This is a genomic window from Methanoculleus sp. UBA413 (assembly GCF_002502935.1).
Classification (GTDB): Archaea; Halobacteriota; Methanomicrobia; order Methanomicrobiales; family Methanoculleaceae; genus Methanoculleus; species Methanoculleus bourgensis.
In genome coordinates this window covers 1-11,966 of sequence record NZ_DAQR01000010.1, presented here as the reverse complement: position 1 = coordinate 11,966, position 11,966 = coordinate 1, and the positions used below count along the sequence as shown (strand labels likewise).

The 11,966-nt window shown below is 62.3% G+C and carries 12 protein-coding genes, 1 tRNA gene and 1 pseudogene; 7 read left to right on the top strand and 7 right to left on the bottom strand.

Annotation, left to right across the window (positions count from 1 at the left end; translation table 11 throughout):
* Positions 1-125: 125 nt before the first annotated feature.
* The 3 genes from BP858_RS01050 to BP858_RS01040 all read right to left on the bottom strand — a co-directional run bounded on the left by BP858_RS01050 (position 126) and on the right by BP858_RS01040 (position 2,251).
* Complete coding sequence (locus tag BP858_RS01050) at positions 126-662, bottom strand: flavodoxin domain-containing protein (protein ID WP_062264979.1); 537 nt, start codon at positions 660-662, stop codon at positions 126-128.
* Between the two features lie 114 nt (positions 663-776).
* A complete protein-coding gene (locus tag BP858_RS01045; protein ID WP_214167103.1) occupies positions 777-1,814 on the bottom strand; it encodes a hypothetical protein in 1,038 nt (345 codons plus the stop codon).
* 245 nt (positions 1,815-2,059) lie between these two features.
* A complete protein-coding gene (locus BP858_RS01040) occupies positions 2,060-2,251 on the bottom strand; it encodes a hypothetical protein (RefSeq protein WP_014867898.1) in 192 nt (63 codons plus the stop codon).
* A 229-nt stretch (positions 2,252-2,480) separates the two neighbouring features.
* Between BP858_RS01040 and BP858_RS01035 the strand changes: the two genes are divergently transcribed.
* The 3 genes from BP858_RS01035 (at position 2,481) to BP858_RS01025 (ending at position 5,751) form a co-directional block, all read left to right on the top strand.
* Positions 2,481-3,161: a diphthine--ammonia ligase gene (locus tag BP858_RS01035; protein ID WP_014867899.1), complete on the top strand. Its 681-nt coding sequence runs from the start codon at positions 2,481-2,483 to the stop codon at positions 3,159-3,161.
* Positions 3,158-3,721: a type 1 glutamine amidotransferase gene (locus tag BP858_RS01030; RefSeq protein ID WP_014867900.1), complete on the top strand. Its 564-nt coding sequence runs from the start codon at positions 3,158-3,160 to the stop codon at positions 3,719-3,721. Before BP858_RS01035 ends, BP858_RS01030 begins: the two co-directional genes overlap by 4 nt.
* A gap of 143 nt (positions 3,722-3,864) precedes the next feature.
* Positions 3,865-5,751, top strand: coding sequence for an ATP-binding protein (locus BP858_RS01025; RefSeq protein ID WP_286878601.1), 1,887 nt, complete (start codon positions 3,865-3,867; stop codon positions 5,749-5,751).
* Here the strand turns inward: BP858_RS01025 and mmp10 are convergent.
* Positions 5,732-6,958: a methyl coenzyme M reductase-arginine methyltransferase Mmp10 gene (gene mmp10 / locus BP858_RS01020; protein WP_214167099.1), complete on the bottom strand. Its 1,227-nt coding sequence runs from the start codon at positions 6,956-6,958 to the stop codon at positions 5,732-5,734. The genes BP858_RS01025 and mmp10 overlap by 20 nt on opposite strands.
* A gap of 142 nt (positions 6,959-7,100) precedes the next feature.
* Between mmp10 and BP858_RS01015 the strand changes: the two genes are divergently transcribed.
* Both BP858_RS01015 and BP858_RS01010 read left to right on the top strand, forming a co-directional pair.
* The gene (locus tag BP858_RS01015; protein ID WP_250317384.1) at positions 7,101-7,382 is read left to right on the top strand and encodes a DUF504 domain-containing protein; all 282 of its coding nucleotides are present in this window, start codon (positions 7,101-7,103) and stop codon (positions 7,380-7,382) included.
* Positions 7,383-7,433: 51 nt separating this feature from the next.
* A tRNA-Thr gene (locus tag BP858_RS01010) sits at positions 7,434-7,506 on the top strand.
* 160 nt (positions 7,507-7,666) lie between these two features.
* On the opposite strand, the gene BP858_RS01005 is transcribed toward BP858_RS01010, so the two are convergent.
* From BP858_RS01005 to BP858_RS01000, 3 genes and pseudogenes are all read right to left on the bottom strand, one after another.
* Positions 7,667-8,506, bottom strand: coding sequence for an RNA-guided endonuclease InsQ/TnpB family protein (locus BP858_RS01005; protein WP_286878600.1), 840 nt, complete (start codon positions 8,504-8,506; stop codon positions 7,667-7,669).
* Positions 8,507-9,065: 559 nt separating this feature from the next.
* A pseudogene (locus tag BP858_RS12300) lies at positions 9,066-9,425 on the bottom strand (type II toxin-antitoxin system VapC family toxin); the annotation flags it as partial.
* A gap of 7 nt (positions 9,426-9,432) precedes the next feature.
* On the bottom strand, positions 9,433-9,588 hold the full coding sequence (locus tag BP858_RS01000) for a hypothetical protein (RefSeq protein WP_214167098.1): 156 nt from the start codon (positions 9,586-9,588) through the stop codon (positions 9,433-9,435).
* 558 nt (positions 9,589-10,146) lie between these two features.
* Between BP858_RS01000 and BP858_RS00995 the strand changes: the two genes are divergently transcribed.
* Positions 10,147-10,452, top strand: coding sequence for a hypothetical protein (locus BP858_RS00995; RefSeq protein WP_074175601.1), 306 nt, complete (start codon positions 10,147-10,149; stop codon positions 10,450-10,452).
* 221 nt (positions 10,453-10,673) lie between these two features.
* Positions 10,674-11,522, top strand: coding sequence for a DNA-methyltransferase (locus BP858_RS00990; protein ID WP_014867908.1), 849 nt, complete (start codon positions 10,674-10,676; stop codon positions 11,520-11,522).
* Positions 11,523-11,966 lie beyond the last annotated feature (444 nt).

The window sequence follows — 11,966 nt, the reverse complement described above, 5'->3', positions numbered from 1 at the left end:
GTCCACTGCCCGGGGCGAGCCCGAGGAAATCCACCCCGCCGGGGCGGGGACGAGCACCTGGACCCGAACAGGGGGTCAACAGAGTCTGATAATTCGGAATCGGTGTACTAGGTGCAGGAGTCCATTCAGGCCGGCGCAACCGGCGGAGTTACCAGCGCGTGGGCGATGCTCTCGGCCCAGGCCTCGATATTGTTCCAGTCCCGGAAGTCGCCCTCTGGAAGGATAGCGCGTGCGGCCGGGAGTTTTCGGAGCGTCCTGTGCATAAACCCCAGTTTGCCCGGGTCCAGTGCACCGAAGAAGACCCGGTGGCCCCTGGGGTGGATGGCCTCCAGGAAACCGCTGATCTCTTCCGGTTCCAGTTTTGGATCGTCTATCGAGGCGATCTCGGGCCCGAGTTCAAGCGGGCCGCTACTGAACAGCCAGACCGGCATGCCGGTCAGGGCGGTGCGGTTCCGCCGCACAAATTCCACCGCCTCCTTCATCCAGTGTCCCATATACACAGCGCTCCCGATCACGACGGCATCGTAATCTCCGGGATCCGGGGCCGCGTCAACGCTCCGGGCCTCCGCCTGCACCCCACGCTGCCGGAGCTTCTCCGCGATGAATTCGGCAATACCCTTCGTGGACCCGTATCTGCTCGCATAGAGAACGATAACCCTCATCTGCACTCAAACCCCCCATGGTCACGAGGGACACCAGACCCCCTCACCTCATAAGAGTAACCCCCGGAGCAGATCCTGACCCTCGTGCCGCGGGGAGGTCTCGGACAACCACGTTCAGATCACCAGCGTCACCACGCCGATCCCGAGGAGAAACACCCCGATGACGAGCCTGAGCGCTCTCCGATGCCCAAGCCGCCAGGTGTCGACCCGCTCCGGTGGAATGCCAAGACCGATACCGGCGGTGATGGCAAGGAGCGGCAGGATGAACATCAGGTTGTAGGCGAGGAGGTAGAGGATACCCTCCGCAACGGTCGCGTGCTCAGAGAGGATGGCAAGGACCGCAAGGTAAACCCCGCCGGTGCAGGGGAGCTCGAAGATCCCGGCGAGGACGCCGAACAGGCATGCGGCTGGCACGCTCGCCTTCTGCATCAGGGGAGCGAGGTATTGCTTTCCCCGCCCGGGGATCCCAGGCCTGATCGGGAGGTCCGGGGCAAGGGCGGAGGCGACCTGCAGGATCCCCACAGCGATGGCGATGCACCCCGCGGCGGTCGAGAAGAGCGCCACGACCTCAAACGACTGGACTGCCGCAAACAGCCCGAACCCCGCGAGGAAGTAGACCGCAAAGACCGCCAGCGAATACGCAACCCCGGTGGCGAAGACCCGGCCCCGCGTGCCGGCGCCGAGGACGCCGACCAGCAGGAAGACCAGCACCGTGAAGGCGCAGGGGTTGATACCGTCAAGGAGACCGGCGGAGAGCACCAGGGGGAGGGTGAGCACCACGGTGGAGGTGTGCCGGGCAGCGTCCTTCCACCGCTCCTCGTAGGCGGCGGAGGGAATGAGGCCGTGTTCGAGGGCGACGACCACGTCTTCGAGGTTTTCTCGGATCTCCTCTTCCCCGGTGAGCACGACGGTATCCCCGGCAAAGATCACCGGGATAGAGGGTTTTGAGGAGCCGTAGGCTGCATCGAAGGCGGAATAGAGCTGGTATACGTCGCCGCCGGAGGCGGTGTCGTGGTACGCGAACCGAACCCCCTGGTAGGCGGCGGCGATATCCCGGACGACGGGCATGACCTGGACGCATGACGAACAGCGGGAGCTGTAGAAGACGGTCACCTGGTGGTCTGCGTCGGGGGGAACGGCTACGGTATCCATCCCCTGGACGGCTGCACCGCAAAGTAGGGCCAGTATGATGCCGATAACTGCCAGGCGACGAGAGCATTGCATGATCTTCCCGGAGGAATTCCGGTTCCCGCTCTCCTGAGACCACACTATGGCTTAATGGTATGCAGGTGAGTCTGCCGGATCCTGTGTGCCCTGCAGGGGAAGATGCTCGCAAGGATAACCCGGAACCGCCCTTCACGAGCCGAAAAGAGCGATGATATCAGGTCTGGATGGTCTCATGCGAGCACTTCATGGCGCCGCTGGCACCGGGCCCGCAACTCGTCCCACTCATCGGGATGCTCTGCAGCCCATGCAAGGATTGCCCGGGCCACTCGGGCCCGCGACTCCGGGTCGCCCCGGTAGTCGACCAGGATACAGTCAACAACCACCCCTACCTCTTCCTCTGGCTTCTCGCCACGTTCTGCCATACGACACCTCCCGGATACGTCCCCGGGCGCTCACACTGACTGAGAGATCTGATACCATATAATCCTGTTCATCACCGGGCGCGGGCACCTGAAAAACCCGGATCTGCCTGAAAGATGATGACGGAGGTTGGGGAGTGGTCGGCAGCGGGTGCCCTGTTCCTGACCACCTCGCCCCCGATACCGCCGCAGGGGTTATCGTTCCCCCGGGAGAACAGGTACGGCAACAACCATGAGACTCGGCGTGCTCTTCTCCGGCGGGAAGGACTCCCTCTTCGCCTGCTGGAAGGCAATGCAGCATGAGGAGGTGGCCTGCCTGATCACGGTCGTCTCCCGAAACCCCGAGAGTTACATGTTCCATACCCCGAACATCCACCTCGCCGGACTGCAGGCTGAGGCGGCGGGGCTCCCCCTCGTGGAGGTGGAGACGGCCGGCGAGAAAGAGGCGGAACTTCTGGACCTGAAGCGTGCCCTCCTTGAGGCCAGGGACCGGTTCGGGATCGAGGGGGTCGTCACGGGGGCGATCCTCTCGGTCTACCAGGCGACACGGGTCCAGAGGCTCTGCCATGAGCTGGATCTCTGGTGCTTCAACCCCCTCTGGCACACGGACCAGGAGGCCTACATGGAAGAACTCATCGGTGCCGGATTCCGGGTCATCATCGCGGGCGTCTTCTCCTGCCCTTTCGATGCATCCTGGCTCGGGAGGGAGATCGACCACTGCACCCTCGACGAACTCAGAAAAGCCACCCAAAAATACCAGATAACCCTCACCGGCGAAGGGGGGGAGTTTGAGACCTTTGTCATCGACGCCCCCTTCTTCTCCCGGCGGATCGCGATCGAGGAGGCATCACGGGTCTACCGGAACTACAACGGCGTTCTCCGGATCGAGCGGGCGGGGCTGGTGGAGAAATGATCCTGGTTATCGACCTCTGCTACCGGGAAGGCTCGCTCTCCCGGGACGAGTTTGTCGGGCCGGTTGCACGGATTCTCCGGGAAGCGGGAGCGTCGCCCGTCGTCCGCCACTACACCACCGTCGGCGCACCTGACCTTGAGGCCGCTGACGGGGCGGTCCTCTGCGGGACGGCACTGAAAGACAGGGGTTTTGCGGAGCACCCCGGGCGGTTCAGGTGGCTTTCGGCGTTTGAGCGCCCGGTGCTCGGCATCTCCTCCGGCATGCTGGCCCTCGCGGCGGCCTTCGGCGGCGGCATTGAGCCGTGTCCCGGGATCGGTATGACCGACGTCCGGGTGGTCGCGCCTGACCCCCTTCTCGCCGGGAAGGAGACCTTTGCGGCGTACGAACTCCACGAATGCACCGTGCAGATCCCGGACCGGTTCATACCGCTCGCCGTCTCGGACCGGTGCGTCCAGGCGATCCGGCACCGCTCGCTCCCCCTCTACGGTCTCCTCTTCCACCCTGAGGTCAGGAACGAGTGGATCATCGAGCGGTTCCTCAGGCTGGTGGAGTCGGCCTGAGCGTGGGGCAACCAGTTACACTTATTACTGGTTCCTCCGTTAATGGGGGCAGAGGCGCTCCGGATGCTCTCCGGGTGCACCTCCACGAGGATGAAGCCGAAGTTCTATTGTCTCCATAACTCCGCCGGCGGGGGTGTGAGGGGTTGAGCGACCCGCTCAGGCTGCTCGTCATCACCCAAAGCCCGGGCGACGCCCGCATGATCAGGGAGGTGCTCCGGGAGGCCGGGCTCCCGTCCGAGGTGGTCTGGCGCAGTCGGTCTCGCGATGCGCTTGACGCCCTCCAGGGAGAGCCATTCGACCTTCTCCTGCTCGACCCCGACCCCGAGGTGGTGGCGCAGGCAGGCGAGAGAGCCCCCGGAACCCCAATCGTCCTCCTCGTCTCGCGGGACGATATGGAGACGGCGGTCAGGGCACTGGGGCGCGGGGCAGATGACCACCTGGTCAGGGAGGATATCACCCCCGAACTCCTGGTCTGCACCGTCCGGCACGCCCTCACGCTGAAACGCATGAAGACGGCGCTCGAAAGAATGGGGGGAATGTGGCGCGAGATCGTCGGGAACCTGCACGAGGGGGTCATGGTGGCCGACCGTGAAGGCACCACGCTCTTTGCCAGCGCCAGGATGGCAGAGATCCTCGGCTATGCCGCAGAAGAGATGCTAAAGGCCCCCTTCCTCTCTTTTGTCGACCCGGAGGACGCCCCCAGGGCGGAGGCCCTGCTCGGGACGGCCGGGCGCGCGGAGGCCGAATTTCGGCTCCGGCGTTTTGATGGGGAGACGGTCGGCGCCAGGCTCATCGTCTTCCCGGTCACGTGCGGGACGGCCGTCGGTGTCATGGATATCAGAGAGAGACCTGCCGAGGAGGAGATCAGGCGCAGGAATGTCCAGCTCTCCATCATCAACCAGGTGGTCAGGACCGCCGCGTCGTCGGCAGATATGGACGAACTGCTCATGGGAGTGCTCGGAAAGACCGTGAACCTTCTTGGATTTGGAGGCGGCAGTGTGTACCTGATCGATTCCGGCAGGTCCCGGGCCGAGCTGGTTGCGGAGATCGGGCTTCCAGAGGGTTTCTCGTTCAGGCAGCGGATCGCCGACATGAACGCCCCGCCCTACGATACGGTCCTCGGGCAGGGCGTCCCGCATTTTGTGGAGGACTACCCGCGTCGCTACCCGCAGGATGCCGGTGCCGGGATCCAGGCGTTTGCAAGCATCCCTATCACCGCCGAAGGACGGGTCATCGGCGCCGTCAACCTGGTCAGCCGGGAGATGCACACCTTCTCCCCCGCCGAGCGGGAACTGCTCACCTCCATCGGCCAGGAGATCGGGAGCGCCGTCGAGCGGATGCGGCTCCGCAAACGGTTGGAGAAGGCGCACGAGGAGGCGAACTTCTACCTGGACGTCATGACGCACGATATCAACAACGCAAACACCACCGCCATCGGCTACGCGGCGCTTCTTTCGGAGGCGCTCTCCGGGCCGGAGAAAGATCTTGCCCGGAGGATCTCGGCCGCGGTCAGGCAGAGCGCCGAGATCATCGGGAACGTCTCGACGATCCGCCGGATCGCGGAAGAAACTCCCGCACCCGGGCCGGTGAGCCTTGACGACGTCATCGGGCATGTCAGCTGCTTCTTCGCGGACGCTGATATCAGGTACGCACCACAGGGTCTGTGGGTCGCTGCCGACGACCTCCTCTCGGCGGTCTTCATAAACCTCCTCGGCAACGCCGTCAAGTTCGGCGGCCCACAGATCGTGATCCAGGTCACCGCCCGGGAGGAGGACGGAACCGTCACGGTCTCGGTCGAGGATACCGGGCCCGGGATACCGGACGCTGAGAAACCCCTGGTCTTTGAGAAGTTCAGGAAAAGCGGCGCAAGAAGCGGGAAAGGGATCGGGCTCTACATCGTCCACACCCTGGTCGAGCGTTATGGGGGCAGGGTCTGGGTCGAAGACCGGGTGCCGGGACGCCCCCGGGAGGGCGCCGCCTTTCGGTTCACGCTCCCGGCGTGCCCGCCCGTCACCGGCCGTACTGGTTGATCGTGTTGATCAGGGCCGCAAACCCTTCCATCTCTTTCTCAAGCACCTCAGCCCGGGTCATGCCCATGCTGGTCTCCGCATCGGCAGTCAGCATCTCGGGGCCGCGCACCACCTCGCGGTCGACGCCGTCGGCCGAGAGGATCTCCCGGGCCTCGGCGTCATGGACGAACGCCCGGCCGGGGAGGATCACGACATCCTCGAGCCGCTTTAAGTTCACTCCGGCGAGGTCGTCGGCGGTGATGAGGCAGGCGATCTCTTTTCTGACCCTGACGACCCTTGAACGGCCGCCGCGGATCGAGAGGAGCCGCTGGATGAAGGGGGCCGCCACGCTCCCGGTGATCACCGTCGCGCGTTTCCGGACCCGGGGGAGTTTCCGCAGCAGGTCGGGTTCATGGAGGATTGCAAACGGCGAGCCTATCGAGGGGTCCCAGAGCGGGGTCCCGCTGATCTTCATCGAGAACTGTTCGTTGAGGTGGGTGACGATATCGCGGAACTCGTCGACGGTGTGGACCTGCTGCCCTTCGATGAGCGGTGCGTTGCCGAGGATGAGCCCCTGGTCGGTCCGGTTAGCAAACCGCATCAGGATCAGCCCTTTTGCGCCCCGCTCCTCGAGCCACGCACAGGTCTTCTCAAGGGTCTCGCCGTCATTGACGCCCGGGATGACGACCGCGGCGGCATAGACGTCGATTGCGCCGCAGAGCCGGTCGAGGACTGCAAGCGAGGCTTCCGGCGTCGGGTCGTTCATCCAGCGCCGCCGCAGATCGGGGTCGGCGGCGAAGACGGTGTAGGAGACCTCGGAGAGACCGTTCTCGACGAGAAAATCGGCTATACCCGGGTCGTCGAACCCTTTCCCGCTGGTGTAGCCGATATGGATCGGCGCTTCCATACTGGCGAGCAGTTCGACCAGGTCGCGGAACTCCGGGTAGCAGCTCGGGTCCCCGCCGCCGCTGATGGTGATCCGGTCGACGTTGTCGGTCATCACCTGGAGGTTGCCGAGTATCTCGTCGGCAACGGTCCGGAGGTCCTTGAACCCCGAGTACTGCTCCCGGACGCCCCGGGTGCAGTAGTCACAGCCTTTCTGGAAGGGGAGGCAGTATTTGCAACCGAACGAGGTCGTCCCCTGGACGTGTTTGAAGTAGCAGTACGAACAGAATCCCCGGCAGTCGAGGCCGGGCCGGCCCCCGAGATCGACGGTGAGATGCGACATCCTGCTGGTACTCTCTGTGCTCCTCTGTTATGAATATTGCAGCCCTGTCCCCATCGCTGCTTCGCGGCCTGCATCACCGGTTTGCCGGCGGGGCGACACCATACACCTTATGTTCCGGCGGGATGAAGTATCCGCGGAGGAGATGATGGGTGTGCGAACGAGTCACCGGCTGCTGCTCCGGTTCTACCATGATCCCGGCTACGACTTCTCCCGGGTCCGGGTCGAGTACGTCAACCGCGGGGCCCCGGGGGATCGCTCGGCGGTGCAGGGGGACCGGATTCTCGCGCTCGACGCCCGGTACCTGGAGGTGGATGCCGGGACCCATGTTGCCTGCATCCCCTACCACCGGATCCTCCGCATCCTCTACGACGACGAGGTTGCCTGGGAACGCGGCGGGCGGGTGGAGGAGGGCGGGGAGACATGAGGGGGATCGGCGCCACCTTTTTTACTGCAGACGATCCACGATATAAGGTATGCCTCAGTGGCTTAGCTGGCAGAGCGGGTGACTTGTAATCACCAGGTCCCGAGTTCAAATCTCGGCTGGGGCTCTATCTCTTTTGTGCAAAACCGGCTTCGATAGTTGCCTATTTTACGGGAATAAATTAAATTGACTCTCTCCAGGGCTCCATCAGGGATTGGGAAAACTTCTGGGAGCACTAACGATCCAGAACACGGTCTCTAAACTCGCCTAAGTTCAGGACCTCGGGCTTAGTCAACTACCCCCGACTTCAGTCGGGGGCATGATGCCGTGGGTGGCACCATGCTCTTTGTAGGCTTGCGATTCCACCTCTCCCCCGGCGTTGGAGGAGCAGACCGCAATAGGCCGGTTGACGGCGGCCCTGGCAGCGATGTTTCAAGGCTTGCGTTCAGATCGGCGTTCTCGGTATGCCCGCATGCGAGGCAGCGGAACGCTGTCTGGGTCAGGCGGTTGTCGGGGTGGACGAACCCGCAGACACTGCACTGCTGGCTCGTGTACGCCCCGTCGATCACCTGCACCGTGACTCCGGCCCGTTGGGCCTTGTACTCGATGAAGGATCGGAGTTGGCGAAACGCCCACTTGTGGTGTCGTTCGCGCTGGTCGTGTCGAACCGTGGTCCGCAGGAGAATGCCGTTGAGGTCTTCCAGAGCAATCCCCCGCTTCGTGCCTTCTGCCGCGCAAACGATCTGCTTGCTGATGACGTGATTGGTATCGGTTTTAAACCGGTGTTCTCTCCCGGCGATCTTCCGCAGTTTCCGCTTGGCCGACCTGGTACCCGTCTTCTGGAGAGCCCCCCGGAGTCGGCCGTAGCGCTGCCGCACCTTCTCGGTGGCAGCGCTGGAGAAGGCCTCTCCGTCGCTCGTGGTGGCGATGTTGACCACCCCGAGATCGACCCCGAGGTACTCGGTGGGTTCGGCAGGCTCGGTGTCCGGGGTCTCGACGGTCGCGTAGAGCCAGAACGCCCCGTCTCGGTAGACGAGGTCCGTCTGCTTGACGGTCGTGACCGCCGGGAAGTATGCGGGTTTGCTGTATCGGAGCTTGATCCGACCCTCCAGTGTCCAGATGCTCACCCGGTTCTGGCCGAGGGAGAGTACCCGGCCAATCGTAGCCGATGGCCCCGTGCTCCCGGAAGGAGAGCTCGGTGAGGGTCTTCAGGGGTTTGCCAAGAGCAGCGAGAACCTTGTTCTGTTCCTTGATTGCCTCTTTGGTGCTCCGGTAACTCCCGGCAACCTTGCGGATGGCAAGCTGGGCCATCTGCGCCGAGAGCCCGAAGGTTTCCCGGACGTGAGAGTACAGCCGCTTCTGCAGGCCGATGTTGGAGAACTGTCGTTCAGAAAAGGCAACCGGCGAAACCGCGTTGCAGGCTGCATTGTACCGCTCCATCGTGGCGAACAGCATCCGCCGTTCGTCGGGAGACGCAAACAACCGCAACTTCGTCACCGATTGCATACACCTTCTCGGTTGGCACTCACCCGGCATAAAGAATATCTCTGCGGGGTGAAAGTGTATCGTGATATGCGGAGGGCCGATGCCTCCCCCGACGAAAAGGAGGGGGGCTCCTCGGCCCATGATCCTGAATCCGTATTTGGTTAATGCGTGCGGGAGCTGGTATGATTTGATCAATGTGTCGGTAGATATAAAGTACTTAAACCCGTATGCGATTGCATAGGCCAGATGGGTTCTATCGGTGATCTGTCCTGCCATCCTGGAGTCAGTGTGGTCCTCGCCCATCTCGTAACAGATGATCCGAACACTGTCGTTGGGTACGTAAAAATGCATCTCCCATTCTTTAATTAATTCGACAAACTCTGATATTTTCTGCCCGGAGCCATCTTGCCTGAGCATGGTAATTAGAGTTTCACCTAAAACAGTTATTGAGGTGCAAATAATGAAGTCAACATTGTGAGCTCGGTCAACGATCTGTTTGCACCGGGAGTGCTCGATACAATCGTAAAAAACACAAGTATCAAGGAAAATGAAGTTATTCATAAAATGCTCAGGGGTTCTTTATTCGCTTCATCAGGAGATTGTGCTCTTCCTCACTGACAGCATACACAATCCGTCCCTGGAAGTCGACGGCACCGCCGTATGGAAGCATACCCCGTTCATACTCCTGCCCGATAATTTGTTTATGGTCATATTTTTCCACCATTTCTACACCTCTAGGAGCATTCTTTTGGGATCCCGTATTCATCATCCGGATGGAATTCATGCGCTGTTTGGAACACTTTAAGCAAAACCGCTGTCGCATCTAAATGCACCAATGCGTGCCAGCGCATTACCGGTGTGCGCTGATAATTGCTATTGCTGTCATGTTATTTATCTGGATGGTGTTGAGCACATCCCAAAAGCACCCTGCGATCGGATATCCCCATGATTCAGATTATTCTGACGCATGTTCGCAAAGAATTGAGCAAGAGCCAGCGTTAGATCGCTGACAAGGCTTGCCACCGGGTATCGCCTCGCGGGGGAGGGACCGGGAAGGGGACACCCTCTCCCGGAAGAGGTGTTTTGGGACGACCTCACCAGCATAGTGCTCCTGCCAGGATCACCTGGTGGTTGTCCACCCCCCATCACAACTATATCATCTACCGCAGAGAATATTCCACCCGGAACCGGAGGACCAACCACGAATATCAGAGTCATTCATTGTTTTTCGACAGAGGACACCGCTAACCCCGGGGTATCGCCGGCGGTCCTCGAGGTCGGTGTGGACCAGGGGGACATCCTCGCCGCAGACGAGATCCTCTCGTTCGCGTCCATCCACGGGGATTTCGCCTGTATCCCGGACCGCATCTTCCACCGGTTCGAGGTCATCCTCCCCCCGGGGAGCCGCCTCGAGATCCTCAAAGACGCACTCCTCCAGATCGTGCACCTCGAGGACGGAGGGGCGCGGAGCGAAGGACTCACCCCCTACCAGGTCGAAGACCTCATCGATGCCCTCGAGAGGACGCGGCAGATGGCGGTCAACGGGGAGGATGCCGCCGGGGACGATACGCCGGCCGGCGCCCCCTGATACGCTTGAATCTGGGTCGGAGTGCGAATCTCCCCCTCCCCGCCAGCGGCAACAACCGGACCCGGGAGCCCCCCGTTACCGGGACGGGCGAGGTTTTCATCCGGCGTCCTCCCGCTCCACCGCAGGAGCGTTCGGCCCTGCGCAGTGCCAGTCCGGCATACGTTGCCGCCCCCGTTCGTTCACCTTTTTTTGGAAGGACCGCGAACCTCTAGGTGATCGGAGTGGCAGAAGAGAAGAGAGGGGTGGGGGGGTCCGGCGGGCTTGCCATCAACACCATCCATACCATGGACTGTATAGAGGGTATGCAGCGCCTCCCGGCAGGCTCGGTCGACATCATCGTCACATCACCGCCCTACAACATCGGGAAGGACTACAACTCCTACGACGACCGAAAGCCCAGGGAAGACTACCTCGACTGGATGGGGGAGGTCGCCGCCGCGGCCGCACGGGTCCTCGCCGACGAAGGTTCGTTCTTCCTCAACGTCGGCGGCAAACCCCGGGATCCCTGGATCCCCTTCGACGTCGTCCAGCGGTTCCGCCCGCACTTTGCATTGCAGAATGTCATCCACTGGGTCAAGTCGATCGCCATCGCAAAAGAGGATGTAGGGAACTACGAAACGATCACCGGCGACGTCGCAGTCGGCCACTACCAGCCGGTGAACAGTCCCCGCTACCTGAGCCAGTGCCATGAGCACATCTTCCACTTCACAAAGATTGGAGACGTGGCCCTGGACAAACTGAGCGTCGGTGTCCCCTACCAGGACAAGAGCAACATCGGGAGGTGGAAGGCGGCCGAACGCGACCTCCGCGACCGGGGGAACACCTGGTTCATCCCCTACCAGACCATCCGCTCCTCGCGGCCCCACCCGACCACATTCCCGGTGAAACTCCCCGAGATGTGCATCCGGCTCCACGGCTGCCGCCCGGGAACGCTCGTCATGGACCCCTTCATGGGCATCGGGAGCACGGCGCTTGCGGCAATCGCCCTCGGTGTCGACTATATCGGGTTTGAGATCGACCCGGCCTACCGGGAGATCGCAGAGGCCAGGATCGCCGAAGCCCGCAGTTAGTGGAACATTGCAGATAAAATTTCCACAAAGACATCCCCGGGTTGGCGACTAGGAGGCTCCCTGCGCTGTTCCATCGTGCCCCGGGTCCGGCTTGTGCGGGGAGGGGGTGAGCCCATACGCGCTAACGTTCGGTATGGAGACTCGTGAGGATACCGTCCAATTCAGGAGACGGACGTCGTTTTCGGGCACTATTGACCAGTCTGCGGTCAATCGTCCACCTCCTCAGAAAACGGTCTTGATCTTTGTCGGGGGGCAACCGGTGAGAGCCCGACCGGTTTGCACCAGAAGTTCATCGTGCCCGGGCGAGGTAGGGGGTTCGCAGTACCGCCGCCTGCGGGGAGGGGGCGAGCCCCCTCCCCTGCCCCCACCCCCGGGGGGATTCCCACCACGGTCCACCGCCCGGGAAGCCCGGGGAGTAGGTCGCTTTCATGCGTGCAGCCTCTC

What these genes read in the sequence shown, in the direction of transcription:
- BP858_RS01000 (WP_214167098.1), bottom strand. Translation starts at nt 9,588, where the DNA reads ATGGTGGAAAAATATGACCATAAACAAATTATCGGGCAGGAGTATGAA.
- BP858_RS01015 (WP_250317384.1), top strand. Translation starts at nt 7,101, where the DNA reads ATGATGGGTGTGCGAACGAGTCACCGGCTGCTGCTCCGGTTCTACCAT.
- BP858_RS01050 (WP_062264979.1), bottom strand. Translation starts at nt 662, where the DNA reads ATGAGGGTTATCGTTCTCTATGCGAGCAGATACGGGTCCACGAAGGGT.
- BP858_RS01035 (WP_014867899.1), top strand. Translation starts at nt 2,481, where the DNA reads ATGAGACTCGGCGTGCTCTTCTCCGGCGGGAAGGACTCCCTCTTCGCC.
- BP858_RS01040 (WP_014867898.1), bottom strand. Translation starts at nt 2,251, where the DNA reads ATGGCAGAACGTGGCGAGAAGCCAGAGGAAGAGGTAGGGGTGGTTGTT.
- BP858_RS01030 (WP_014867900.1), top strand. Translation starts at nt 3,158, where the DNA reads ATGATCCTGGTTATCGACCTCTGCTACCGGGAAGGCTCGCTCTCCCGG.
- mmp10 (WP_214167099.1), bottom strand. Translation starts at nt 6,958, where the DNA reads ATGTCGCATCTCACCGTCGATCTCGGGGGCCGGCCCGGCCTCGACTGC.
- BP858_RS01045 (WP_214167103.1), bottom strand. Translation starts at nt 1,814, where the DNA reads ATGGATACCGTAGCCGTTCCCCCCGACGCAGACCACCAGGTGACCGTC.